General features: G+C 57.0%; 21 protein-coding genes. 10 read left to right on the plus strand and 11 right to left on the minus strand.

Going from position 1 to position 26845, the window contains the following annotated elements; translation table 11 throughout:
* Positions 1-16 precede the first annotated feature (16 nt).
* On the plus strand, positions 17-1249 hold the full coding sequence (locus tag OF385_RS12670) for an acyl-CoA dehydrogenase family protein (protein ID WP_264275676.1): 1233 nt from the start codon (positions 17-19) through the stop codon (positions 1247-1249).
* 65 nt (positions 1250-1314) lie between these two features.
* Here OF385_RS12670 and hrpB read toward each other — a convergent pair whose 3' ends face one another.
* Positions 1315-3885, minus strand: a complete 2571-nt coding sequence (hrpB, locus tag OF385_RS12675; protein ID WP_264275677.1) for an ATP-dependent helicase HrpB — start codon at positions 3883-3885, stop codon at positions 1315-1317.
* Entirely contained in the window at positions 3882-4667 is a 786-nt protein-coding gene (locus OF385_RS12680; protein ID WP_264275678.1) for an alpha/beta fold hydrolase, read from the minus strand. Before OF385_RS12680 ends, hrpB begins: the two co-directional genes overlap by 4 nt.
* A gap of 156 nt (positions 4668-4823) precedes the next feature.
* Here OF385_RS12680 and OF385_RS12685 point away from each other — a divergent pair, with 156 nt between their 5' ends.
* From OF385_RS12685 to OF385_RS12695, 3 genes are all read left to right on the plus strand, one after another.
* The gene (locus OF385_RS12685) at positions 4824-4961 is read left to right on the plus strand and encodes a hypothetical protein (protein ID WP_264275679.1); all 138 of its coding nucleotides are present in this window, start codon (positions 4824-4826) and stop codon (positions 4959-4961) included.
* A 298-nt stretch (positions 4962-5259) separates the two neighbouring features.
* Entirely contained in the window at positions 5260-6342 is a 1083-nt protein-coding gene (gene mgrA / locus OF385_RS12690) for an L-glyceraldehyde 3-phosphate reductase (protein WP_413468158.1), read from the plus strand.
* A 271-nt stretch (positions 6343-6613) separates the two neighbouring features.
* Entirely contained in the window at positions 6614-7996 is a 1383-nt protein-coding gene (locus OF385_RS12695; protein WP_264275680.1) for an NAD-dependent succinate-semialdehyde dehydrogenase, read from the plus strand.
* An 82-nt stretch (positions 7997-8078) separates the two neighbouring features.
* On the opposite strand, the gene OF385_RS12700 is transcribed toward OF385_RS12695, so the two are convergent.
* From OF385_RS12700 to OF385_RS12710, 3 genes are all read right to left on the minus strand, one after another.
* The gene (locus OF385_RS12700) at positions 8079-9152 is read right to left on the minus strand and encodes an HTTM domain-containing protein (protein WP_264275681.1); all 1074 of its coding nucleotides are present in this window, start codon (positions 9150-9152) and stop codon (positions 8079-8081) included.
* Complete coding sequence (locus OF385_RS12705) at positions 9143-9898, minus strand: DUF5819 family protein (protein WP_264275682.1); 756 nt, start codon at positions 9896-9898, stop codon at positions 9143-9145. Before OF385_RS12705 ends, OF385_RS12700 begins: the two co-directional genes overlap by 10 nt.
* 120 nt (positions 9899-10018) lie before the next feature.
* On the minus strand, positions 10019-14038 hold the full coding sequence (locus OF385_RS12710) for a choice-of-anchor G family protein (protein WP_319019113.1): 4020 nt from the start codon (positions 14036-14038) through the stop codon (positions 10019-10021).
* 398 nt (positions 14039-14436) lie between these two features.
* Between OF385_RS12710 and OF385_RS12715 the strand changes: the two genes are divergently transcribed.
* Positions 14437-15102: a LuxR C-terminal-related transcriptional regulator gene (locus OF385_RS12715; protein WP_264275683.1), complete on the plus strand. Its 666-nt coding sequence runs from the start codon at positions 14437-14439 to the stop codon at positions 15100-15102.
* A gap of 3 nt (positions 15103-15105) precedes the next feature.
* On the opposite strand, the gene OF385_RS12720 is transcribed toward OF385_RS12715, so the two are convergent.
* The 3 genes from OF385_RS12720 to OF385_RS12730 form a co-directional block, all read right to left on the minus strand.
* A complete protein-coding gene (locus OF385_RS12720) occupies positions 15106-15717 on the minus strand; it encodes an SH3 domain-containing protein (RefSeq protein ID WP_264275684.1) in 612 nt (203 codons plus the stop codon).
* 200 nt (positions 15718-15917) lie between these two features.
* On the minus strand, positions 15918-16418 hold the full coding sequence (locus OF385_RS12725) for a ferritin (protein ID WP_061954119.1): 501 nt from the start codon (positions 16416-16418) through the stop codon (positions 15918-15920).
* Between the two features lie 145 nt (positions 16419-16563).
* On the minus strand, positions 16564-18984 hold the full coding sequence (locus OF385_RS12730) for a Tex family protein (RefSeq protein ID WP_264275685.1): 2421 nt from the start codon (positions 18982-18984) through the stop codon (positions 16564-16566).
* 144 nt (positions 18985-19128) lie between these two features.
* Here OF385_RS12730 and OF385_RS12735 point away from each other — a divergent pair, with 144 nt between their 5' ends.
* Together OF385_RS12735 and OF385_RS12740 are read left to right on the plus strand one after the other, a co-directional pair.
* Entirely contained in the window at positions 19129-19434 is a 306-nt protein-coding gene (locus OF385_RS12735) for a hypothetical protein (RefSeq protein ID WP_264275686.1), read from the plus strand.
* 40 nt (positions 19435-19474) lie between these two features.
* Entirely contained in the window at positions 19475-19876 is a 402-nt protein-coding gene (locus tag OF385_RS12740; RefSeq protein ID WP_264275687.1) for an RNA-binding S4 domain-containing protein, read from the plus strand.
* 11 nt (positions 19877-19887) lie between these two features.
* Here the strand turns inward: OF385_RS12740 and OF385_RS12745 are convergent, their stop codons facing one another.
* Positions 19888-21837 carry a S9 family peptidase gene (locus tag OF385_RS12745; RefSeq protein ID WP_264275688.1) on the minus strand — a complete coding sequence of 650 codons (1950 nt, stop codon included), beginning with the start codon at positions 21835-21837 and terminating at the stop codon, positions 19888-19890.
* Between the two features lie 74 nt (positions 21838-21911).
* Here OF385_RS12745 and OF385_RS12750 point away from each other — a divergent pair, with 74 nt between their 5' ends.
* Together OF385_RS12750 and OF385_RS12755 are read left to right on the plus strand one after the other, a co-directional pair.
* Positions 21912-22451 carry a DUF1697 domain-containing protein gene (locus tag OF385_RS12750; protein WP_264275689.1) on the plus strand — a complete coding sequence of 180 codons (540 nt, stop codon included), beginning with the start codon at positions 21912-21914 and terminating at the stop codon, positions 22449-22451.
* 62 nt (positions 22452-22513) lie between these two features.
* Positions 22514-23170, plus strand: a complete 657-nt coding sequence (locus OF385_RS12755) for a trimeric intracellular cation channel family protein (protein WP_264277929.1) — start codon at positions 22514-22516, stop codon at positions 23168-23170.
* A 5-nt stretch (positions 23171-23175) separates the two neighbouring features.
* On the opposite strand, the gene OF385_RS12760 is transcribed toward OF385_RS12755, so the two are convergent.
* On the minus strand, positions 23176-24432 hold the full coding sequence (locus OF385_RS12760) for a CynX/NimT family MFS transporter (RefSeq protein WP_264275690.1): 1257 nt from the start codon (positions 24430-24432) through the stop codon (positions 23176-23178).
* Positions 24433-24445: 13 nt separating this feature from the next.
* Entirely contained in the window at positions 24446-25003 is a 558-nt protein-coding gene (locus tag OF385_RS12765; protein ID WP_264275691.1) for a TetR/AcrR family transcriptional regulator, read from the minus strand.
* 129 nt (positions 25004-25132) lie between these two features.
* Between OF385_RS12765 and OF385_RS12770 the strand changes: the two genes are divergently transcribed.
* Complete coding sequence (locus OF385_RS12770; RefSeq protein WP_264275692.1) at positions 25133-26650, plus strand: MFS transporter; 1518 nt, start codon at positions 25133-25135, stop codon at positions 26648-26650.
* Positions 26651-26845 lie beyond the last annotated feature (195 nt).

The raw sequence follows: 26845 nt of genomic DNA on the forward strand, positions 1-26845 counted from the left end.
ATTTGGAGCGCCTGAGATGACCGAGCAGTCTACCGGTTTGGAATTTCCCAGCGGTGTAGTTGAACCGGAATACGACCTATGGGCAGAAGAGGTCAACATTGACCCCACAGGAATCTTTGCCGACATGGATGCCGCGGATCTTGCCTGGCGTGACAAGGCCCGCAAATTCGTCGTGGGAGAAGTCAAAAAGGACATTCACGAATACTGGGATAGGGCAGACTACCCACTCCATTTGATCAAGAAGCTCGGCGAGGCAGACCTGCTGCGTGACGGCATGAACCTGAATTCCTACGAAAAGATGACTCCACTGGCTGCCGGTCTGGTGAATATGGAAATGGCGCGTGGTGACGGATCCGTCGCCACCATCGTTGGCGTGCAGGGCGGCTTGGCTCTGCGCTCTGTCCTCTTCTGCGGCAACGAGGAACAGATCCAGAAGTACGCCATGCCGATGCTAGCTGGAGAACTGCCTGGCGCATTTGCGTTGACCGAGCCAACCCATGGCTCCGACTCGGTGTCATTGGAAACCCGCGCGACGAAAGTCGAGGGCGGGTATCGGATCAGCGGCGAAAAGAAATGGATCGGCAACGGCTCCATCGGCGGCATCTCGATCGTCTGGGCACGTGATGATGAAGGGAAGATCCGCGGCTTCGTGGTGCATCAGGATGCTGAAGGCTATAGCGCTACCACCATCCAGAACAAGCTATCGCTGCGCGCCATTTGGCAAGCGCATATCCGCATGGAGAACGTCTTCGTTCCCGACGAGGACGTGCTGCCACAGGCCACCAGCTTCAAGGACACCTCCCGAGTCCTGTTCGCCACCCGTCTCGGCGTCGCCTGGTCCGCCGTCGGACATGCCACCGCATGCTACGAGTCGGCAGTGAACTACGCCAAGCAGCGCGTGCAGTTCGGCCGCCCGCTGGCCGCCAGCCAGATTGTCCAAGAACGCCTGGCCCGGATGCAGTCCGAGCTGGCCACCATTCAGGTGCTCGTGATGCAAGCGACCAAGCGCGAGACCTCCGGAGAGCTAACCGGGCCGCAGGCATCACTGGCCAAGTACACCGCTACCCGTACGGCCCGCACCATTGCTTCCAATGCCCGCGACCTGCTGGGCGGCAACGGCATTCTCACCAGCAACCGTGTAGCCCGCCACTTCGCTGATGTGGAAGCGATCCACACCTATGAAGGGACCGAGACCGTCCAGGCATTGATCATGGGCCGTGACATCACCGGGTTCTCCGCCTTCGCCTAATGAACATTAGGCACAGCTTGAAGGGTGTGGTCCCGGCCGTTGGCCGGGACCACACCCTTCGTTACTCATGACTGCTGGTTGAGGCGGCTTTTCGTTTTCGCCGTGGCCACGTGCTCCCACGGATTTTCCGGCCAAGGATGCTTCGGATAGCGCCCACGCATTTCGGAGCGTACCTGGGCATACGGACCATTGAAGAAAGACACCAGATCATCGGTCACCGCCAGTGGACGACCGCCGGGTGATAGGAGGTGGAATTGCACAGGCAGTTTCCCTCGAACCAGACGCGGTGATTCAGCCAAGCCGAAGCACTCCTGGAGCTTGACGGCCACGACCGCTGGGCCGGCCTCTCCAACGGCAGGGTAGGAAATCATGATCCTGGACCCGGATGGAACCTCTAGACGCTGTGGAACCAGCGAATCGAAATCGTGGGCATGCTCCCATGGCAACAACGTGCGCAAGGCAGAATACAGATCAGTCTTGGCTGCATTTTTGCCCTGGGCGACTTGGCGCAAAATAGGTTGCAGCCACTCTTGCGCCCGTTCTATCAAGGCCTGCTCATCAACCGCTCTGAACGGCTCCCCCAGCAAGCGATAGGCCGCTGCCATGCGGCGGCGCAAGGCCTCAAAGCTTTCCTGCTCGCCGAAGAATTCCAGCCCTTGGTCCTGTACCGCTAGCTGGACTGCTTTCATTCCCAGTTCTTCAGTTGCCTTGATGGGACGGGAAGACAGTTCAATTGCGCCAAAGCGGTCGACTTTCCGGGCGCTGATTTTTCCGTCCATGAACTCGGCGGTTTCTTCGCTCTCGTGCAGCTGCGGGAGGAGCTCAAGCACCATGGGCAAGTCGATGCCGATGGCCCGCCGGATTGTCGCCTTGCTACCTGTCCTGGCCACTTCGACAACAGCCAGGTATTCCTCGTGGACCAGCTGGCTCCCGCGCGGAAGTACCGCTCGCGTTCCCGACGCCAGGAGGTATTCATTGTGTCCAACCTGGCGGGCCACCCATTGCGGATATGCAAGAGCGCTGATGCCGGATAGAGCCTCGATTGGCGCGACCACTGGAGAAGAGGCACCCCGCTGGCCTTGCACTTGGCTGGCTACCATCCTCTCCAGACGTTCTGCCTCCTGCTTCCAGGCACGATGCCCCGGGTGGGATGCCTTGCGTATCGCGGCAAAGAGTTCTTGCATGTCCGCGCTGCTAATGCGCTCGGAGCTGGCCAGCAATGCTACCGCCTGTGCTGCCGGCCGCGCACCGAAGAGCGGCGCGCCTTCCAGCAGCGCGCGTGCGGCTCGTGGGTCGGAGGGAATCTTGACCATTTGCTCGCCCAAGGTTGTAATACGTCCCGAGCCGTCAACGGCACCCAGGCTCTTGAGCACTAGCTCGTCGCTGGCCATAGTGGACGCTGGCGGAACTTCCCAAAGATCCAGCCCTTCTCCCCGGGGGGTTCCCCACGCCGCCAAAGCAAGTCCGGCCGAGATCAGGTCACCGGTGCGGATTTCCGGAGTGGCATGGGCAGGGGCCGCGGCGAAGGCCTTCGGATCCAAGGTGCGCACCACTAGTCCCGGGCCAAGTCGTCCGGCACGGCCGGCTCGCTGGGTTGCCGTGGCACGACTGGCCACCACCGTGACCAGCCCGGACATTCCACGCGAGGTGTCGCGCCGTGGTTCGCGCGCGTAGCCGGCATCGATGACCAGATGGACGCGAGGTACCGTCAACGAGGATTCCGCGACGGACGTCGAGACGATGATTCGAGGCGGACTGCCAGCGGCTGGTTCATTGAGAATCGCATCCTGCTGCGCTGAAGAGATCTGGGAATGCAATGCCTGAGCGGACAGTCCGCTGGCGTTGATCTGTGCGCAGACTCGTTCGACTTCTCGCACGCCCGGCACAAACACCAAGGTATCGACGGGATCTTGGCTTGCCGCATTGGCTCTTGCCGAATGCTGCACGCTAACAGCGGCGACATGACGCAGGTAGTCGTCCTTGATTCCGAATTCAGTGACTCTCGTTGATGAGTAGCTCTCAAAAATTTCTTCGACATCGTACTGGGCAGTTTGCGCGCTGAAGACTCGCGCCGGTTTTTCTGTCGAAAGAAATTCCGCCAGCTCCTGGGCATGCAGCGTTGCGCTCATCAGAACCAGGCAGAGGTCATCACGCAGTTCGCTGACTTGCTTGACCATCGCCAGCAGCAAATCAGTGTCGATGGAACGCTCGTGTACTTCATCGATGATGACAGCGCTAACACCATCCAAGTCCGGGTCTGCCAGCAGCCTGCGGAGCATCAAGCCCGCGGTGACAAATTCAACCCGGGTACTTGCCGAGCTTTTGCGTTCCCCGCGCACTGCGAAACCGACGTGCTCGCCAAGTTCCGACCCATCCAGGTACGCCAGTCGTCGGGCGGCGGCTCGGGCGGCCACACGGCGTGGCTGGGTGACGATGACTTTTCCGGTCAGTCCTGATTCTTCTAGCGCATTGGCCACCGTTGGAGGGACGACGGTGGTTTTGCCGGACCCCGGCGGAGCCTGGATGACCAACGGGCCCGAGGGATCTTCGACGAGAGCTTTGTACAGGTCATCCCGGCTAGGCCCGAAGGCCAGCCCGGCGGAGATCCAGTCTAGATCGAATGCTTCCTTGCTCATGCCTGGCGTCCGGACCAGAACGAGCGGATAGCGCTGACAATCGGCTCGATCGGGTACAAGGTGCTGCCATGGGTCCTCCCCGGCAGCGCGACCATGCGTGCTTTCGGCATGGCCCTGACCATGATCTTGTTCTGATCAAATCTCGGTTGATCGCGTGTGCCAATGAGCATCAGCGTTGGAATCCTGATTTTGGCCAGGTCTGCGAGATCAATATTCTGCAGCGTCTCAGCCGCCTCGTAGTAAGCGGCTAGCGCCAGCGGGTCATTGGACTTGAAGGCGAGTCGTGTTGCCGGGTCCAGCTTGCCGTTGGCCTCCTGACCGGAGACGAATCCTTCAATATCTCCACGACGCAAGACCTCCAGATATCCAGGGAAGAAGAGCTTGCCGATTTCACCCGGGGTAATTTCAAAAGTTCCGCCGAGCATGATCAGCGAGATCACTTGCTCTGGATGAGTCATGGCCAGATGCAAGCCCGTGCGGGCGCCAAAGGAATAGCCCACGATATGCACCCGTTCAAGGCCCAGATGTTCCAAGACTGCCTGGATATCGCTGACCACTTTGTCCATGGTGTAATCGGCCACGTCATGCGACTTCGCCGACTTGCCGTGACCGCGCAAGTCCATGCGAATCGTCCGATGATCCTCGCCCAGCACCTTGGTGTAGCCCAAACCTCGCCAAATAGAACGGGACAGGGCTGATCCGTGAAGGAACAGGATGGGCTCCCCGTCGGCTCGGTCATCATCGAAAAAGATGTTGGAACCATCAAGGGGATTATTGATCATCGGCATGTTTCTGATTAAATCCCTTATCCATCACGAAGGTGAAATCTTAGTTCGCCCAAAGCTATCGACAATGCCCGATTATGGGTGAAGACTGAAAGCATGCGAAGAGGCCACCGCCATCAAAAGTGGTCTGGATAGCTCCAAAGGGGGAAGATCATGAACGCACAAGCAACCAATGGGCAGCCGGTAGATCCCGACGAAGAGAAGAAGCTCCGCGACGAGCACGACGAAGCACTTGTCGAAGAATGGGAAGACGAGTCATTTCCCGCGTCCGATCCTCCGTCGAATTACTAGGCAATCAACTTCCTAGGCGACCACACACGGCGCACTCAGCTTGTTTCAAGGCTCGGCTCCTAGTGTGGTTAATACCTTCTCAAGGTGCGAGTGATCTAGAAGAACCGATCCGCACAGGCGTTACCTCCTTGGCCTGACGGATCGGTTCTTCATTTAAATTTCCGCTAATCAGCTTCGGCTCCTTGTAATTGTTTTCGCGTTACGCACATAGCAGATTTGCCCAGACGTAACGTTGGCCGAGTCATTTTCTGGCATATTCTGAGGTGGAAGCCCTTTGACCTCCACTCAGTCAGCACTGATGCTGCCAGAAAGGTGTCTCGTGGAATACGAACGAATGCCAGCTACCAAGGAATTGCACCGTCCATATACCGCTGCGGCCGATCGCTATGAACACTTCGGCTACCGTCGCGTTGGAGATTCGGGCCTGCGCCTTCCTCCACTGTCGTTGGGCCTGTGGTGGAATTTCGGAGATAACCGGCCGTTCGACAGCCAGCGTGAAATTCTCCGCCATGCCTTTGATAACGGCATCAACCACTTCGACTTGGCCAATAACTATGGCCCACCGGCTGGTTCTGCGGAAGAGAACTTCGGGCGCATGATGCGCAAGGATTTCAAGCCCTACCGCAACGAGCTGCTCATCTCTTCCAAGGCGGGCTACGACATGTGGCCAGGCCCGTACGGCACCTTCGGTTCCCGGAAGTATCTGCTGGCTTCTTGCGAAGCGTCACTAGAAAAGATGGGCCTGGACTATGTGGACATCTTCTACTCCCACCGTTTTGACCCCAAGACACCATTGGAAGAAACAATAGGAGCCTTGGACACCCTAGTGCGCCAGGGCAAGGCCACCTACGTTGGCATTTCTTCCTATTCGGCAGAACGAACCGCCCAGGCCAAGGCGATCGCTGATGACCTCGGTACGCCACTGGTCATTCACCAGCCTTCGTACAACATCCTCAATCCGTGGGTTGAGCACGGCTTGCTGCAGACCCTGGAGAAAGAACGCATGGGCACGATTGCGTTCACCCCATTGGCTCAGGGCCTGCTCACCGACAAGTACCTTTCGACCACGAACGTTGAACGCCAGGGCGGCCGTCGCTCGCTGGAAAGCCAGTTGACCGAAGAGAACCTGACCAAGGTACGCCGCCTGAACGAGGTCGCACAGAAGCGCGGGCAATCGTTGGCCCAGATGGCACTGGCCTGGTTGCTTCGTGATGGCGCTGCAACCTCGGTACTGATCGGTGCCTCATCCACCAAGCAGCTGGATGAAAACTTGGGCGCTCTGGGCAACCTGGAATTCAGCGAAGCGCAACTGTCCGAGATTACCGAAATCACCCAGGGCGATGCGGGCATCGACTGGTGGCGCGCCTCGGCAATCAGCTGATGATGCAGTGAATCCAGCCTACTGACGGGGTTGCACCAAACGTGGTCTTCCCACGTTTCAATGGGAAGACCACGGCTTTGCTTTTGCTTGAAACCACAGCTTGTTTTCCGCGGGCGAAGATTGCTTCTTCATACTGGCTCAAAGTCGTTTCTGAGGATAAGCTCGAAGAAGACGCATAATGAAGTGAATTACATTCATTTATTGATTCAAGTTCGATAGCGTCAAGATACAGGCTTACGCTGACCAATCTGCACAAACGACAGGAGCATTGATGAGCGCCCCAACCTATAAGGTCTTGAACCCGGCTACCGGCGACGTCGTCGAGGAATTCGACGCTGCAACCGACGAACAAGTTGAGCAGGCGCTGGCCGCCGCTCAGTCCGCCTACGAGTCATGGCAGGACGTCGACATCAACGAACGCGCTAAGATTGTTTCCAAGGTCGGAGCACTCTTCGCCGAGCGCGCTGATGAACTTGGCAAGATCATGACCACAGAAATGGGTAAGCCGCTGTCTGAAGCAGTGGGCGAGGCGCAGTTCTGCCAAGAGATTTTCGAATATTTCGCAACCGAGGGCCCAACCCTCGCTGCGGATCAGGAGATCAAGTCGTTCTCCGGAGGCAAGGCTGTCGTACAGAAGCGCCCAGTTGGTCCACTGCTGGGCATCATGCCTTGGAACTTCCCGCTGTACCAGGTAGCTCGTTTCGCAGCTCCTAACCTGATGCTGGGCAATACCATCATCCTGAAGCATGCGGAGTCCTGCCCTCGTTCTGCATTGGCCATCCAGGAAATCATGGAAGAGGCAGGCGTGCCAGCAGGCGTTTACAACAACGTCTTCGCCACCCACGACCAGATCTCCACCATCATTGCCGATTCGCGGATCCAGGGTGTCTCCTTGACCGGTTCCGAGCGTGCTGGCGCTATCATCGGTGAGCAGGCTGGCCGCAACCTGAAGAAGGCTGTGCTGGAATTGGGCGGTTCCGATCCGTTCGTTGTCCTGGATTCTGATGACGTCCCAGGCATCGTAGATACCGCATGGGGCTACCGCATCGATAACACCGGTCAGGCCTGCAACTCGAACAAGCGCATGATCGTCATGGAAGACATCTACGACGAGTTCGTTGCAGAACTGACAAAGCGTGCCGATGGATTGAAGCCAGGCAATCCAATGGAAGAGGCTGAAGGCACCTTCGCTCCCCTGGCCTCGCGCCAGGCAGCAGAGTCCTTGCATGAACAGGTTCAGGATGCTGTCTCCAAGGGTGCGACCTTGCACGCCGGCGGCGTACTGCACGACGGACCATCGGCCTACTACTCCCCTGCAGTCCTCACCGGCATCACCAAGGACATGCGCGCTTACTACGAAGAGCTCTTCGGCCCAGTAGCAGTGGTCTACAAGGTAAGCAGCGACGAGGAAGCAACCGAACTGGCTAACGACACCATTTACGGCCTGGGTGGCTCCGTTCACTCCACCGATGTGCAGCGCGCTTCCAAGGTTGCCCAGAAGTTGCAGTCCGGCATGACCAACGTCAACGTGGCCAGCGCCGAAGGTGCTGAAATGCCATTTGGCGGCGTCAAGCGCTCAGGCTTTGGCCGCGAGCTTGGCCCGCTGGGCATGGACGAATTCGTGAACAAGCGCCTGTTCTACGTAGGCGAATAATGTTCTGAAGCATTTAGGCCTTGATGACAAGCAGCTGGGGACCCGTCCAATTTGGACTGGCTCCCAGCTGCTTGTTCGTTCATCAAACTGTTGCTGATGCCTTTTCAGATTCATCATCTGCGATTTCGTCCAGCTCTTGCACCGGCTGAGGCGATTTCTTGAAGGGAGAAATCGACTTCCATCTAGCTGCAAGCCACTTCTGAATAATTATCCACGTGGCGCTAGATACGAGCACTGCATCTGCTGAAGCCATGATTCCCGAGAAGAACGGTAGACCCATGACCACTGCAATTCCGATGTGCATACCGAGAATCATCACCAAGGCAATACGTCGACTAATCTTGTGGAATAGCATGAACGGGAATGCGATCTGAGCAATAACTGTCACGTAGGTAATCAGTGAAACAATCCAAGAGTTGGCGGTGATCAGCCCGCTGAGCCAAGGAAAAATTCCGTAAGCTTCGGAATTCACGGGATAGTACATAGCGGTTCCGTTTTGCCAAAGATCACCCTGGACCTTGTAAAGCCCAGCTTCAAGATATACGAGGCAAAGCTGCGCGACTATCATGCACAGGGCAACGTTATGAAGCACCGTAACGACTTCAAATTCACGCCTCTTCTTGCCTCTACGTCGGCGCAGCCATGAATCAATCGACCAGCGCTTAGATAGATCAGCAAAAATTAGGTAGATCAGCATGATCCTGATGAAGTAGTTTCCACCATCAGAAATCGGAGTATTTTGGGCATTGATCGCGGTATAAAAAATGAAGAATAGTGGTGTGACGATTCGGGTCTGCCAACCAGCAACAAATAGGATAGCCAGAAAAATTGCCGCTGCGTACCAGAAAACAAAAAATCCGACACCAGCGTCGCGAAGAATATCTAACGGCCACTTATACCCAAGGACTGAACGATAAGGCTCTAAGTAGGCCGAGCCAGGCCCCCAAATCTTTGCGGCCACGGGAATGTTGAAGAGCAGCCAGCCCAATATAAACAGTCCTGAAGCAATTCTCATCACTGCCAAACCGTAGGATGCCTGTCGGATTTCAGTAAACCATCGGTAAATCCAACCCGCTGCATCAGTACCGAAGCGTTTATTCTTCGCTACCCAAGCTCGTATCGATGGGCTTTCCACCTGCTGTTGTTTTAGCTCCATACTGACACCGTCGATTCATCAAATTTCTTAGCGTCGCGCCAACCGATGTAGGTTTCGCGAGTCTTCGTCGTGGCTTGATCATCATGCCGTTGTGCAAATGGAACTATCGGTTCACGACGCAGCTTGATCTCCACCATAGATGCACCGCCCCATTGTTCAATTGCGTATAAGGATGCGAATCCGACTGCAGTATCTTCCATTCTTTTATAAGATCGAAGATTGCTCAGTTCAGAGGAAGAGTACTTTTTCCGTGCTTCAGCTGAATTAAGGTCAACCCCGAAGACCGGCGTGCCCAGAACATACGGGTTGCCGATCTGTTTGCGAGCGCTTGAACTGAGATCTGAGGCCGCGCTCCACAATCGACCGTGGATCGATTTGGATTGCTTCGTTTCACGGTTAGCAAACATATTTCCAGCACGGCTTTTCATTTCTTCTGCCGTGACATCACGCCATTCTGTGAATTCTGCGCCGCCCGCGCTGCCTTTGGCACAGACTTCGGCCGAAGAAAGACAGGCTCTCATTGTGAAGTATTCGTCTTGCGAATAAGGTCCCGGAGCAAACAAGCTCCACCCTTGATCTAAAGGACCGAGGAAGTATTTATTCAATTGCGGTTGTAGCGACGTTTTTATTGGCGTCGAAGGGCCTGTGAAAGCCAAAGTAGCACCAATATGTCCTAGCGCAGCCAATCCCGCAATAAGTAACACGAAGACTGTAAACAGTTTCGGCTTAGTTTTTTGTTGCCTCATCAGGCCATTGTCTCCGAATCTTCAACATTCGTGCGTCTTCTTACGATTGCGACACGAATACGAAATGGGAGGGGCATCGCAATGATGCCCCTCCTATTTCTGACTACAGCGTCGTTTTGACTATGCCGAACGCTTTCGAGCGATCGCAGCAACGCTGGCTCCGAGCAGTACCAGAACCAGTGCGCCTCCAGCAATCCAGAGAGCTCCGTTAGAACCGGTGTCCGCAAGGCCGCCGTTCTTGGAATTGTCATTCTCGGAGTTGTCGGTCGAATTCGCATCCGTGTTTGCGTCAGTATTCGCATCCGTGTTTGCGTCAGTATTCGCATCCGTATTTGCGTCAGTATTCGCATCCGTATTTGCGTCAGTATTCGCATCCGTATTTGCGTCAGTATTCGCATCCGTATTTGCGTCAGTATTCGCATCCGTATTTGCGTCAGTATTCGCATCCGTGTTTGCGTCAGTATTCGCATCCGTGTTTGCGTCAGTATTCGCATCCGTGTTTGCGTCAGTATTCGCATCCGTGTTTGCGTCAGTATTCGCATCCGTGTTTGCGTCAGTATTCGCATCCGTGTTTGCGTCAGTATTCGCATCCGTGTTTGCGTCAGTATTCGCATCCGTGTTTGCGTCAGTATTCGCATCCGTGTTTGCGTCAGTATTCGCATCCGTGTTTGCGTCAGTATTCGCATCCGTGTTTGCGTCAGTATTCGCATCCGTGTTTGCGTCAGTATTCGCATCCGTGTTTGCGTCAGTATTCGCATCCGTGTTTGCGTCAGTATTCGCATCCGTGTTTGCGTCAGTATTCGCATCCGTGTTTGCGTCAGTGTTCTCTGCAGTGTTCTCTGCCGAGTTCACCTCAGTATTCGCATCCGTGTTTGCGTCAGTATTCGCATCCGTGTTTTCTGCGGTGTTGTCTGCAGTATTCGCTTCAGTCGAATCGTCAGCCACAACCGTGAACGTGGTGAAGCTGTAGGCGTTAGTCTCAACGTCAGTAGCTACGATCAGGTAGTTACCAAGTTCAAGGTCAGTGGAATCGACCTCGAAGCTGATGTCGCCGTTGTCGTCGGCAGTAGCATTGTCCGGTAGCGATGCGGCCAAAGCCTTGGCCAGGGTTGACGTTGTCTCGCCCAGTGGGGTCTGCTCGATCTTGACTTCGCCGTTTGCAGTGAACTCCTTACCAGTTACGGTTCCTCGTTCACCCTTGATGATTCGGTTCGGCGTGATGTCGATGTTAACTTGGTTCTCAACGGCATCCTGCGGTTTTACCTGGAAGTACTCAGTAAAGGTCTTTCCAGTTTCTTCATCCGTGACCTCAATGGTGTAGATACCTTCTGGCAAGCCCTTGGTATCAAACTTGTAATCAAAGTGGCCCTTATCGTCGACAATTGCCTCGCCCTCGCGCACGGACTCTTCGCCGTTGTTCGGGTCACGCACGATGATCTTTACGTTTCCATCTGGTGTGAACTTGTCACCGATAACGCTGACGTCATCACCCTCAGTAACGTCGTTCGGCAGCACCGTCACCACTGGGTGCTCGGTGTTGTCCGAGGTGTTGTCGCTCGTGTTATCCGAGGTGTTCTCTGCAGTGTTCTCAGCCGAGTTCACCTCAGTATTCGCATCCGTGTTTGCGTCAGTGTTCGCATCCGTGTTTGCGTCAGTATTCGCATCCGTGTTTGCGTCAGTGTTCTCTGCAGTGTTCTCAGCCGAGTTCACCTCAGTATTCGCATCCGTGTTTGCGTCAGTATTCGCATCCGTGTTTGCGTCAGTATTCGCATCCGTGTTTGCGTCAGTGTTCTCTGCAGTGTTCTCAGCCGAGTTCACCTCAGTATTCGCATCCGTGTTTGCGTCAGTATTCGCATCCGTGTTTGCGTCAGTATTCGCATCCGTGTTTGCGTCAGTATTCGCATCCGTGTTTGCGTCAGTATTCGCATCCGTGTTTGCGTCAGTATTCGCATCCGTGTTTGCGTCAGTATTCTCAGCCGAGTTCACCTCAGTATTCGCATCCGTGTTTGCGTCAGTGTTCGCATCCGTGTTTGCGTCAGTGTTCTCTGCAGTGTTCTCAGCCGAGTTCACCTCAGTATTCGCATCCGTGTTTGCGTCAGTATTCGCATCCGTGTTTGCGTCAGTGTTCTCTGCAGTGTTCTCAGCCGAGTTCACCTCAGTATTCGCATCCGTGTTTGCGTCAGTGTTCGCATCCGTGTTTGCGTCAGTATTCGCATCCGTGTTTGCGTCAGTGTTCTCAGCTGTGTTGTCGGCCGTGTTGGCCGGGACCACTTCGAAAGTAACTTCGTCGGTGGACTCTGCATCGTCATCACCGTCAGTTGCTACAGCAGTATGAGTACCTTCAGTCAAACCTTCGAACGTAGCAGACCACTTACCGTCATCACCGACAATGACTTCCTGAGCTGTCGAGGCGTCTCCGTCGATAGTCACGGTAATAGTTTTGCCTTGCTCTGCAGTACCGGATACAACGACTGGATCACCGTCGGTGAATTCCTGTCCCTCGGTCGGAGTCTCAATGACTACCGCAGCTTCAGTAGGTGCCTCGTCCAATGCACGAACTTCCGAGCGAGCAAAAGATACCTTGTTCGCTGCGTCGCCCATTGCTGGCAGTAGTTCTACCGAGAGTGCGGTAACAAAATCCCCTTCCTCAGTGGAGTCAGGATCGCTATCTGGATCATCAATAGCCGTCGTGCCTTGCTCGTTGACGGTGATCTCAACGATTTCATTGAGCACACCTTCAACTACCGGCTCCAGCGGATCGGTGACACCATCAACGACGCCGGTGATAACTGCTGGCAACCCGTCGATAACCGGGTTCACAACGGTACCCAATGCATCACCGACGACATCCACGACGCCTGCAGTTAGCGGTGTGATCAACGAGCCTAAGTTCAGGCCTGCCAAATCCAAATCAACGTTTGTAGTTGGCTGTGCAGATACTAGACCCAAGAAGCTTGCAACGCTGCCCTCGACAGTTGCGGTACCGTCGGCAAGTGGCACTAGCAAGCTAGCTTCCAAACCGAGGTTCACCACGATGTCGATCTGATCGAGTGCTGCAACCAGGCTGTTACGAAGATCTGTAACCAGATTGCCCAAGGCGAGAGTAATCTCGTCCGAGATTTCCTGAACCGCGGTCGTGCTTAGAACTTCGTAATTCGCGGGCTTACCGTTGAGTCCACCGGTTGTGATCTTAGAAAGGTCAACGCTGATGTCCCCGGTGCCAAGATCGATGCTAACCAAGCCTGTATCGGAAGTAATTACGCCCGTAAGCACGTCATCCTTGACTTGCTGCAGCGCAGCATCAACGCCATTAAGAGCGACGGTCGAGTCAGTTACACCGATACGAGCAAGGGGACTCAGATCGATATCGATTGCACCAAGCCCCGAGGTAATTGTGCCAAGCACGCCGTCGGAGGACAGCGCAGTGTTAAGAGTAGTTCCCAGATCATCGACGACAGTTCCGAGCGAGCTGGTGAGACCGCCTACTGCAGGGCTGCTAACAGTAGCGGTGGCGCCGGCGACCAAGTAATCAGTAGACAAAGTACCGTCGGTCTTGTCAGCTTTCGAGCCAAGAGCTCCGATTTCCAGAGATGCTTCGTCTACAAGCTGGTCGGTGAGACCGCTAACCTGAAGCTGATCCAATAGTCTGGTCAGATCAACGTTTGCGGTCAAATCACCAGTGTTTGACGAATCGACCGCAATCGTACCGTCGGAGCTAACTGCACCGGCTGCAGACTTCGCACTTGTGGCACTTGGTGCCTCAGCGTATGAGTTGAGCAATCCAGCATCACCTAAGGTCAGAAGACCTGAGCCATCGGCATTGATAAGCGGAAGGCTACTAAGCCCCGAACCCAGGTCCAGGCTCAATGCACCCAAGGCCTGCGCATTGAGCGGGTTGTACTTAGCAGCCGGCGAACTAGGATTTCCCGCGTATGCGAACCCCGCATCGGCAACTGGAATATCTAGAAGATTTAGATCGAGAACTCGCCCAAGAGCCTCGGCGTCATCGCTAGGTGCCGCATAAGCAGCTGTCACGGTCGGAGCCACGAATAGGCTGGCCACTACCGCTCCAGAAAGAACTCGACGCGCCGTGCGACGGCTGGTTCCTTTAGATGGTGGCAATTTACTAGCTTGCACCACTGTCCTCCAATGTTGATTGTGGTCTAGAACCCTTGAATTAAGTCCACTTTCGACTCTATGGAGCGCTCAGCATGCCTCACAGGTTTCTTTCAGCCATTTCTTTGCATACTCAGGTCAGAGTTCCTGACCTCGCGGCCAATATTCTTGGCCATTAGGTCATACTGGGCAGTAATTTATTATCCAAGTTCTGCAGAAATCCAAGGCAATTTGCTTTCTGACCTAATTATTTACTTTTTTTGCTCATTGAAACTGGATGCAAGGTGTCATATGTTACCTAGTAGGCCAACCAACTTGGCTGACTGGATATAAACTGAGCTCAACAGTTGATTACCGGCAACTATTTTGCACGGCTAATGCATTAAAGGGTCAAATTCCGCGTTTAGGAGAAGGAATAACTAATGTCGCGTATCCGCGTTCATCTTGCCGATAGTGACTACTTTTCACGCGTAGGTATTTCTGGGGTACTAGCCGAAGCCGACGATTTTGAGCTTGAGAGAGTCACCAATTGCCTCGGAGAGGCTTTGACGGCGGCCGTGGAAATGCAACCCGAGATCGTTCTCCTTGAGGCAGCTCTTGACGGGCTCGATCTCTATGGCACAGTCAACGAGATTTCCAGGCAGACGCCAGAAACCAAAGTAGTTGTCATGGCAGCGCGCTACAACCGCAATGAAATCGCACACGCCTATGAGGCTGGATGCTCTGGAATGATTTCCAAGAGCTCGATCAGCTCAGAATTGCCAAGTGCCCTTCGTATGCTGGTCGCAGGGTACCAACTTTTCGCACCACCTACGGATGGTTGGGAGCCAACGTCGAAAATATCCCGGAGATCGATCTATCAAGAGGCATTCCGCAGGCTTGGAGAACGTGATCTTGGATTAGTTCGATTCGTTGCAGCAGGATTGACCAATGGTCAGATCGCGCGACTCGCGCACTTGTCTGAAGGTTCAGTCAAACTCCACTTGGCACGGGTCATGGATGAGCTGCGGGTTAAGAATAGGGTTCAATTGGCCGTTATCGCTGCTGAATCGGGCCTCGTGACTTCGGCGGACCTCAAGATTGCATAAGCCTTAATAAACCGTACGCAGCTGGCTGGCGGGGATCCACATTTCCTCGCCATCACGGTCAATCTGCCGCCACGCGCCCTGTCGAGCCACAATCACCACAGCAGTATCAGCCGGCAGAATGCGCACCAGCGAATAGTGGTCCCCTGGACCTCGACGGGCGTTAAGCCGGATGGTGGTCAGCGCGCGCTGATTAGGTACCGCAATCAAACCTCCGCGGGCTGGACGCGCTGGAATTTCCTGAAGGTACATGCTCGGGACCCAGCCCAGGAGCTTGCCCGCTTGGACCTGCGACCATAGTCCCTGCTGGAGCATCGAACGGACCTTGCTGCCCTGGTCGATCACCTTGAGTACCGGGTAGCCTGTTCCGCTCCCCTTGCGCAGGTTGAGCGTAGCCGTCGTAACGTGAGTGGCCTCGATCAGCGAATAGCGCGAGAGCACAGGCTCAGCGTATTCGTGTTCCTCGTCGGCAACGACTGGTTCATCAAAGACGGCGGGAATCGGTTCCAGGTAGATATTCGGCAGCCATCCGTAGGTGCCATGAACGAACACATGCGCCCATGAGCCGTTGACTTCGATGAGGGCAAGTTCCGTACCGTGGGCGAGGTTGCTCTGCACTACGTAGTGCCGGCCTGCGCCTGTGCGCAGTTTGAGCGAGGCAGTCGTCCGGTGTGTCAGGGTTACAGACGACGCTAATGCCGATTTTTGTGGTAAGCCCACTTGGTTCACGACCACCTCAATAAAAAACTTAGGGAAGCAACCACCGGTTGCTTCCCTAAGTTTATTCCATTTTTAGAAGATGCGTGCTTCGTTGTCTATTAGTCGTCGGAAGAACGCGAGCCGAGCTCTGCATCCAGGCGCAGCAGGCCGCTTCCGTCGTTGCCAATCAGCTTCACACGATCCAGGATTTCGGAGACGGTTGCCTCTTCTTCAATCTGCTCGTCGATGAACCAGTGCAGCAATGGAAGGGAGTCGATGTCGCCTTCGGTCTGAGCCAGGCGGTACAGCTCGCGAATTGCTTCGGAGACCTTCTGCTCGTGGGCCAGCGAAGCGGCAAAAGCGTCGGCGACGTTCTTGACGTTCACTTCCGGTGCTGGCTGCTCGCCAATCTTCGGGTGAGCCGAACGGTCGGTCATGTGGGTGATGAACTTTTCCGCGTGGACGATTTCCTCGCCAGCTTGCGCACGGAACCAGCCCGCGATGCCGGGAAGGCTCATGACGTCCATTTCAACTGCCAGCTGACGGTACACCGTCGCTGCGGTTAGTTCGAGAGTTACCTGGGTGCTGAAGGCTTCTGCCAGTTTTCCTGTAAGTTCCATGTCTTTAGACTAGGACTCTTTTGCCAACTTGTCACCGAAGTTTGGACACACTTAGTCCAACCCGAATTAGGGAATCATCCCACGTTGACTGCAGGTTAACCCAGCCGATGCTAAAGAAGGTTAGGTAAACCGAACAAGCCGCACTCTACCGGCTCAGCCCTGCACGACGCAGTGCTTCAGCCATAGCCGTATTTCCAGGAGCCGCCGGCTTGCGCTCTGATCCACCTTGCTTGCGATTCTGTCCGTTGCGGTTGTGCGCGACATGCGCGCTGGATCCCCCGCCATTGGCATTGCGTCGTTCCCGCGAAGCGCCGCCCTTGGAAGGTTGTTCACCTGCCACTGGCAATTCATCATCCAAACGCAAGGTCAGTGAAATGCGCTTGCGCGCGGTGTCGACTTCCAAGACCTTGACCTTGACGATTTGTCCTGAGCTGACAACTTCACGCGGGTCAGAGATGAACTTGGTGCTCATGGCAGAAACGTGAATCAGACCGTCCTGGTGGACACCCAAATCAACAAAGGCGCCAAAGGCCGCGACGTTAGAAACCGTGCCTTCCAAGATCATGCCCGGCTTGACGTCGCTGATGGTTTCCACGCCTTCCTTCAGCGAAGCGGTGACAAACTCGCCTCGTGGATCTCGTGCCGGACGGCGCAATTCAGAAATCACGTCACGAATGGTTGGCTCGCCGAACTGCTCAGTGACAAAGTCCTGGGGCTTCAGTTCCTCCAGCCGGCGTCCCTGTGCCTCAGCGGTCTGCTGCAGCGTCTTCGCCAGAGCGTAGGCCTCCGGGTGGACCGAAGATGCATCCAGCGTTTCCTTGCCGCCGGTGATCCTCAAGAAGCCAGCACACTGCTCAAAAGCCTTGGCTCCCAAACGTGGCACCTTCAGCAGGTCCTTGCGCGTTGCGAAGGGTCCGTTGGCATTGCGGTGGTCCACTATGTTCCGGCTCAACAGCGGACCAACACCAGCGACGCGGGCGAGCAATGCAGGAGATGCCGTATTTACGTCCACGCCTACGGCGTTCACACAGTCCTCCACCACGGCATCCAGAGCGCGGTCCAGCTTCGAAGCAGTGACGTCGTGCTGGTACTGGCCGACGCCAATGGACTTCGGATCGATCTTGACCAGCTCTGCCAGTGGATCCTGGAGGCGGCGGGCAATCGACACCGCACCGCGCAGGGAAACATCCATGTCCGGAAGTTCCTGGCTGGCCAGCTCGGATGCAGAGTACACAGATGCCCCGGCCTCCGATACGATGACCTTGCTGATGCCCTGACCGCCCAGGACCTTGATGACTTCGGCAGCCAGACGATCGGTTTCACGCCCCGCGGTGCCGTTGCCAACGGCGATAAGCGTTGTTCCATGCTTCTTGGCCAGCTGGGCCAAGATCGCTACTGACTCATCCCATTTCTTGGCAGGGGCATGCGGATAGATCGTGGCGGTCTCTACCGACTTTCCAGTCAGATCAACAACCGCTACCTTCACGCCGGTACGCAGGCCCGGATCCAGGCCAAGAACTGCCTTGTTGCCCGCCGGAGCAGCCAGCAGGACGTCGCGCAGGTTCGCTGCGAAGATCTTCACCGACTCATCTTCCGCGGATTCAAAGAGCCGTGAACGCAGGTCAGATTCGAAGCGGGTGAGCAATCGGGCTTTCCATGCCAGACGCACGGTTTGGGAAATCCAGGACGCCGTTGCCGCGCCGGCAGGCACGTTCAGGCCCAGAGATGCGGTAATCGCGTTTTCATAGCCCTGGCGTGCCTGGGCCAAGGCGTCTTCATCGCGGGGATCTGCTTCAGCCAGCTGCAGGTTCAGCACGCCTTCGCGCTCGCCTCGCAGCAGTGCCAGAACACGGTGTGATGGCAGGCGGTCCAGGTTGGCTACATAGTCGAGGTAGTCGGAGTACTTGCCCTGGCCCTCCGCGCTGGCGGTGCTGGAAACACTGGCGCTGATTTTTCCGTTGCGCCACAGTCGCTCGCGCAGCTCGCCTGCGAGCACAACGTCCTGGGAGACGCGTTCGGTCACGATGGAGCGTGCCCCGGAAAGCACGTCTGATTCGGTGGCGAATCCTGCCTCGGCATTGAGGTAACTGGCTGATGCCTGAAGCGGGTCGGTGTCGGGAACGGAAAGCAGCAAGTCTGCCAGTGGTTCCAATCCTGCTTCTCGGGCAATCTGCGCCTTGGTTCGCCTCTTGGATTTGAAGGGCAGGTAGATGTCTTCAAGTTCGGCCTTGGTGCTGGCTGCCGCGATGGCGGTGGAGAGCTGATCGGTGAGCTTGCCGCCTTCGATAATGGCTTCGAGGATGACGGCCCGGCGCTCTTCCAACTCGCGAAGGTAGCGCAGGCGATCTTCGAGCAAGCGCAGCTGGCTGTCGCTGAGCATGCCAGTGGCTTCTTTGCGATAACGAGCGATGAACGGAACAGTTGATCCCGAGTCGAGCAGTTCTACGGCCGCCTCGATCTGCCATGTGGCAACCGTGGATTCAGTGGAAAGTTCCTGCGCCAGCTGGGCGATAATCCGCTCTTGGGTGGCACGGTCATTGGCGGTGTTCTTCTGCTCGCTACTCACCGAACCATTGTGCCTCACGGGCTGCGAAGTTCAGATGATCGACTCGGTTGGCGTTCAGCAGAAATTCATCATTAATGGTTAGGATTTAGTTCCATGGGGAAAGTTAAAGTTCGAAAAGCAGCAACGCTGTTTGCAATCACATCGGTGGCGCTTCTCAGCGCCGGATGCTCGGTCGTCCAGGACACCGCGTCGAATGCAGCCGACCAGCTCACCGATGCAGCCAGCAAGGAAATTGTCCGCCAGGCCTGCGCTCCGGTGCAGGATGGCACCATTGATTCCAGCGAGCTTCGCGTTCTGTCTTCCATTGTGAAATCCGTGGACGGCGGCGGGTTGCCTGACGAGATGGTTCAGGTGCTCAATGATCTGGCCGACGCCGGTGACCAGGCTCCCGTGGCTTTGCAGGACCGCCTCAAGGAATCCTGCGACAACGCCACCGCGGGCGAGAACTAAGAGGAATCTGGCCACCTTTGTGATGTTCTAGACTTTTCATATGGTTGAAATTCCTACCAGCGGCAAGGTCCGGCTTGATGCCTGGTTGTGGTCCGTGCGAATCTACAAAACGCGCTCCGCGGCAACGGCGGCCTGTCGTGCCGGACATGTTCGTTTAAACGGTGACCCGGTCAAAGCGTCACAGACCGTTGTTGCCGGTGACCGCATCCGTGTCCGCAAGGACGGTTTTGACCGCGATCTGGAAGTCACCGGGCTTCTTTCCAAACGCGTCTCAGCGCCGGTAGCAACCAAATGCTATTTGGACCACACGCCGCCTCGCGAACGGGTCATCATTCCGCAAGTACCGGTGCGCGAACGCGGCGCCGGGCGCCCCACCAAGAAGGACCGCCGCGAAATGGATCGCCTGCGTACCTCTTGGCAGGGACCGGACACCGAGCTGTAGTTCCCCGCGTCCTAGGACAGATCGATAGCGGGCACGTCCGTCTCGAAACCGAAGATCTGCGCATAGAAAGCCAGGGAACTTTCCAGCGCCCGCACGATATTTTCCGACTTTCTGAAGCCATGCTGTTCGCCTTCGAAAAGAATGTACGCATGGGCGATTCCGCGTTCGGCGAGCGCATCAGCGACTACCTGGGATTGGGCCGGAGGCACCACCTTGTCCTCGTCTCCCTGCAACAGCAGTACCGGGCAGGAGATCTTTGAAACGTGGTTGATCGGTGCGCGCTTCTCGTAGAGGTCGGCGGCCTCGGGGTACGGGCCTACCAAGGAGAACATGTACTGGGATTCGAAGTCGTGGGTGTCCTGGACCAGTCCGACCAGATCCGAAACCCCGTAGCGGCTGATGCCAGCGGTGAAGACATCCGAGAAAGTCAACGCGCATAGCACGGTCCAGCCGCCGGCGCTGCCGCCTTCGATGCCAATGCGTGCGGGGTCAGCGATCTTCTGGGCTACCAGTGCGTCGATGACTGCCACGGTATCAGAGACGTCCACGACGCCCCATGCTCCACGCAGGCGGTTGCGGTACTCGCGCCCGTAGCCGGTGGAACCGCCGTAGTTCACGTCCACTACGCCAATGCCACGCGAGGTGTAATAGGCCACCGTGGCGCTCAGAGTTGCAGAAGCCTGGCTCGTTGGTCCTCCGTGGACGAAGGTCACGAACGGCGGCAGTTCATCTTCCGACCAGGCGTAGCCATCTTGGGCTGGACGATACAGCAGGGCGTGCACAGACTGCCCGGCGAGATTCTTGCATTCGAATTCCTCGACGGAGGGCAGCATGGCAGGGTCCGGAAGGTCGCTAATGGACCGGGTCACCGCATGGTGTTCAAGGGTCTCCAGATTGATCAGGGTGATCTCTTCGCCGTGGGTCATCGACGAGGTTCCTGCCAACAGCCAGTCGTTGCTGATTGCAAATGGCCGAACCCGGGTGAAAGGCAAGTCAAGGTCATCAAGTCCCCCGGTATCTGAATGCACTCGGGCCAGCGAGGTCGTCCCTGTCCCGTAGGAACACAGCAGGGTGTGGGGGTTTTCCACCAAGTACCAGCTGGTGCCGACCTGCCATAGGGGTCCGGCGAATTCCGCAGGGCGGTCGACCAGGCGGGTAGTGCGGGATGATTCGTCTTGGTATACGTAGGGATTCCACCAGCCACTGGCATCGGAGATGAAGGCCAGCCGATCATCGTCCAGCCATTCCGGCTGCATCACCGACTCTTCTGCGCCGCCGGCAATGATCTTGCTGGCCAGGATCCCGGTGTCGGTAACTTCGGCCAAGTGCAGGTAGGTGGAGTCCCACGGCATATTCGGGTGATCCCAGCTGATCCAGGACAGCTTGTCACCGCTGGGGTTCAGCCGCGGAGCGGCCACAAATCGTGCCGCTTCGCTCAGGATCCGGATGTTGGCAGCGTCTTGGGCCGCGCTGCCGTCAAGCGGGATCTGCACGATATGGCGTACGGGCTCTTCTCGCAGATCTTCCATGATGGCCAGCACGCTGCCTTCGGGTCCACGGGTGAATTCCGCGAAGCGCAATTTCGGATCGCCCTCAACGGTGCTTTCGGGGGTCACCGGGGTTGGCTCGCCTTGGCCAAGGTGCACCGTGTACACGCGCTGGTCTGCGAAGTTGGCGAAGACGATCATGCCGGTGTGCGAATCAATGAGCTTCCAGCTGGAGCCTCCATATTCATGGACGCGCGAGCGCACGTTGTACGGTGCAGGGATCAGTTCCTTGCCCTGCTGGCCATCGGTGCTGTATTCGACGAGCGTAATGCGCCCGCCTTCGGCTGGCCGTCCTTCTTGGACAATGATGTGGTCTTGATAGAAGCAGGCGCCTCCCAATGGCTTTGTCCCTGCTGCTACGTCTTGAGCGGAGATTGATGATGGCCAGGATCCGAAAGGCAAGTGCATAGGCATATTCTTGATCCTAGCGATCTTTGAGTTCGAGAACGACCCTTCCGAAGAATGATTCAGTAGAGCTGGGATAAACGATGAACAAGTATGCCGTCTTTCTTCGAGGCGTTAATGTCGGTGGCGTGAAGGTCCTGATGAAAGACCTCACCCAGCTGCTTGAGCAGGGCGGTTTCAGCGAGGTCACCACCCTGCTGGCCAGCGGGAATGCAGTCCTCAACTCCGCGGATGATGATCCCTCGGTCGTCCAAGAGCAATGCAATGGGCTGCTGCGTGAGCACTACCATCGGGAGATCCCCACCCTGGTTTTCACCCAGGAAGAGATTGAGGAATTGGCCGGGCCCTTTGGCCTGCCATTGCCTGAACCAGTCGAACAGCATCACGGATATCTCACGCTGTGCGCCAGTCCGCTGGACGCCCGGGAACTCGGGGAGGCAATAGCTGGCTTGGACGTGCCGTACCCTTACCTGGTCACGGGGCGCGCAGTGCAGTGGATCGTCGCCAAAGGGACCAGCACTGCCAATGAGGTCGCGAAACTGGTGCAAGCCCAGGCCAAGCGGCGGGTGCTGACCACGCGCAACCACAACACCATGGTCAGAATCGCGAAGATTCTTCGCTAGCTGCCATTTCGGGTGATAATTGGGCATTGACCACACGTCGCCGACCCGCTTGGGGCACTGGAATGTACATCATGATTGAACTCGTCGGCATCTTCTTCTTTGCCGTGGCGGGATCGTTGATGGCGGCCCGCCGAGGGTTCGATATCCTGGGGTCAGCCTTCTTGGGAGGGGTGTGCGGCTTGGGCGGCGGCGTGGTCCGCGATTTGATTCTCAATGAATCGCCCGCGACCTTTGAACACCCCATCTACTTTGTCCCGCCGGTCCTGGCGGCCCTGTGCGTTTACGCATTCACGCCAGCAGTCCAGAAATTGCATCGCCTGGTCCAGCTATTTGATGCTGCCGGACTCGGACTGTTTTGCGTTACCGGAACGCTGAAGGCCTTGGAGCATCAGTTCAATCCAGTGACCGCGGTGCTGCTGGGAGTAATCACCAGTGTTGGCGGAGGCTTGATGCGAGACGTGATTTCCAACGTGACTCCGGATTTGTTCAACCCGCGCGATATCTACGTGCTCGCTGCCATGGTGGGTTCCGGGCTGACGGTTATTGCCTGGCATGCGGGAATCATGGGTGTTGGACTGGGAGCCGGAATCGCCGGCCTCGCGTTCCTCATTCGTGTGCTGTCGCTGCGGTTCGGCTGGTCAGTGCCGTTGGCGGCAGGCCACTGGCATCGCGCCAAGCAGAACCCACCGGCTCCCGATGGGCCGCAGCGCCACTTCTGAACCGCCTAGTCTATGCGTTCGAGCTTGCCGAGGTCTTCGGTACTTGGAGAATCATCCTCGATGGTGCGCGGCGAGTTGATGATAACCGCGCCGATGAGCATGACTACTAGGCAGCCAGCCAACATGGAAAAGGCCGCGCCCCAGGAGTCCGTGGCTTTCTGCACCACGCCGAAGAGCATCGGCACGATAGCAGCGCCGGCGTAGCCCAAACCCTGGGCAAAGCCGGAGAGCACGCCGGAGCCGTAGGTGGTGCGTGAACGCAGGTTCATCATCAGCAGCGCGATCGCGAAAGTCCCCTGGCCCAGGCCTGCGGCGCAGACCCAGAGGGCGGTGTTGTGGGTTGGCGACAGGAAGATGCCCAGGTGTCCGGTGATCCAGCAGGCGGTGAAAATCAGCACTGCGAAGATCGGGTTCTTCAGCCGTGGGACCCACAGCGGAACCAGCAGGCTCACGGGCAACCCGAGGATGGCGAACAGGGCGAGCATATTGCCTGCGGCCAGTTCGTCCAGACCGCGGTCTTGCAGATAAGGCGGCAGCCAGGTGAAGTACACGTAGGTCTGTGCCGAGTTGCCTGCCAGGTAGATGGCCAGGCCCCAGGCGACCTTAGACTTCCACGGATTGATTTTGGCGATGGGATGTGCGTCGCCGCTGGCGTTCACCGGGTGTTCCGCGCGGGTGATACCGCGATCAGCAAATAGCTGCACCATCCACGGGATCAATACAATGCCCGAGAGCACAGCCCAGGACCCGATGGAGATCTTCCAGTTGCTCAGGTTGGCCAGGGGCACGGAGAACTGTGGTGCCATCCAGGTGCCGATGGCCAGCATCGTGACGTAGCCGCTGGTGACCAAGCCGATTTTCTCGGGGAAGTATTTCTTCACCAACGGCGGCAGCACCACGTTGCCCATGCCGTAGCCGGCGAGGGTGACGATGGACAAGGCCAGGAACGAATACACCTCTGGCATGAAGACCCGGGCCAGCTGGCCCACCACGGCCAGCGCGAGCGAAATGATCAGGGTCCTTTCCAGGCCAAAGGATTTGATCAGGCGCGGGGTGAGCAATCCGAAGACCGCAAAGGCGATCGGGGCGAGCATGGCCAGAAGGCCCGTGGTGAACTCCGTAAAAGGAATGTCGGCTTCAATGCGGGCCAGCAAGGGCGACACTGAGACCACGGCAGCTCGCAGGGAAAGGGCCAACAGCAGGATGCCCAGAAGCGCTCCTATCCGTCCGCGGATGGGGGTAGCAACGCTGTCTTTCGCCATTGAATCTTCCTGCTCAGTGTTCGTTGAGATTCCCCAACTTTTTTAGTGTCGAGACCAACTGTAGTAACCGATCGAGCTCACCATCAAAATTTCGTTGGTACCACGTGCCCGGAAGAGAGAGCTCGGCGTAGAGCCCCTCGCCGGTGAGCATGACCAGATGCGCCAGGTCCTTGCTTCCGACATCATCGAGAATTCCCCGGTACCAGCGTTCATTGGTGCTTTCAATTTTCTCGGTGGCATTCTTGACACCGGCCTGGGCCAGCCGGTGCAGGGCCACCAGGTGGCGGTCCAGCTCTGTATCGACTTCTGCGCTGGTGCGGATGAAGTAGGCGGCGCCGCCTTCGGTGGCACTGCACATGGCTTCCACATCCCTGGCGATATGCACTTCGGCGGCTTCGATGACGGCATCAGCCAAGGCATCCTTGGAAGCGAAGTGATAGAGCAGGCCTCCCTTCGAGACTCCGGCGCGTGCTGCGGTGGCATCGAGCGTGGCTGCGCGCTCCCCTTCTTCGCACAATAGCGAAATATAAGCGTCCAGCACTTTGCCGCGGGCAGCAGGTGGGCGGGCCATGGCTCTCCGTTCCGTTAGGTGGTGATCGAATTAACCTTATCGTCAATTGTAACTGTACCGTCCAGACGGTACAGTTAACGGAGGTGGTCATCACCACCGTCCAATTACGAAACCCCAAGGGTGAAAGTCATGAGCTCAAACATCTCCGAACGCGCCACGGTTCTCAGCAAGCCGCGCCGTTGGGCGGCGTTAGCTGTTCTCATCTTCCCGGTCCTGCTGATCTCCGTAGACAATACCGTCTTGTCCTTCGCAGTGCCCGCAATTACCTCCGCGCTCTCCCCCAGCGGCAACCAGCTGCTGTGGATCATCGACATCTACCCGCTCGTTCTCGCGGGCCTGCTGGTCCCCATGGGATCCTTCGGCGACCGCATCGGGCGACGCCGCCTGCTGTTGATCGGCGCCACGGGATTCGCCCTCGTCTCAGCGGTCGCCGCTTTCGCCACCGACGCCAACCAGCTGGTGGCAGCACGTGCCCTGCTGGGCATTTTCGGCGCCATGCTGATGCCGGCAACCCTGTCGCTGATCCGCACCATCTTCCCCGACGCCACCGAACGCCGCACCGCCATCGCCGTCTGGGCGGCAGCCTTCTCCGGCGGTGCGGTCCTCGGCCCGATTGTCGGCGGACTGCTGCTGGAGCATTTCTGGTGGGGCTCGGTCTTCTTGATGGCCGTGCCGATGCTCCTGCCACTGCTCATCGGCGGGCTGATCCTGGTTCCCGAATCCAAGGACCCGGATCCGGGGCGTGTTGATCCGCTGTCCATCGTGCTGATCATTCTCACCCTCTTGCCTTTCACCTATGCTATCAAGACCTTCGCTACCGCACCGTGGTTTGTCGTTCTCGGTTCCGTGGCGGTGGCCGGGATCAGCGGTGTCGCCTTCGTCCAGCGCCAGCTGAAGCAGGGAACCCCGATGCTTGATGTGCGCCTGTTCAAGAACGCAGCATTCTCCGGCGCACTGATGGTGAACCTGATCGGCGTGTTCTCGCTGGTCGGCTTCATCTATTTCGTCTCCCAGCACCTGCAGCTGATCGCCGGGCTGAGCCCGATTGAAGCGGGGCTATGGATGACGCCGGGCTTGGTGCTCACCATGCTTTTCGGATTGATCGCGGTAGGGCTCTCGCGCCGCTTCGGATCACCGAACATCATGGCCGTGGGACTGATCTTCTCCGCCATCGCCTACACCCTGGTCATGGTGGCGGGCGAAGGTTCGAACGCAGTTATGCTCATGGTGGCCTTCGCAGTATTGGGCACCGGGATCGGCATGACCGAGACCTTGTCCAATGACATGACGCTGGCAGCCGTTCCCGCCTCGAAGGCTGGTGCCGCTTCGGCCATCTCGGAAACGGCCTACGAGATCGGTTCGGTTCTGGGTGTTGCCGTGCTGGGCACCATCTTGAACTCCGTATACTCCGCGCGGCTGCTGGTGCCTGGTTCGTTGAGCCAGGCACAGGCCGAGCTGGCTGGCGAAACCCTGGGCGGAGCGCATCAGGTGGCTTCTTCTCTGGGCGGCAGTGATGCCCAGGCACTCATCGAGTCGGCCGCGCAAGCCTTCGATCATGGCGTACTGCTTACTTCGAGTATCGCCGCCGCCTTGTCATTGGTGGCCGCAGTTCTCGTATTTCGCGTCATCAAACCGGCAATTCGGTGAACTACGCAAAGCACTTACCCAAATTTTTGATTAATTGAGTCAAAGTTATTCAATTGTTGACGGCAAACACGTAGGCTAGGCACTGTAGTTCCAAAGTAATTCGCGAAGTACCCGTTAGAAGTTTGTGAATGTCGAACCACCTCGGTTGACGCGAGCCCCTTCTAGACGTGAAGTGAATGACTTGGCTGCTTCGCA

The sequence above is a fragment of the Glutamicibacter sp. JL.03c genome (assembly GCF_025854375.1).
Classification (GTDB): Bacteria; Actinomycetota; Actinomycetes; order Actinomycetales; family Micrococcaceae; genus Glutamicibacter.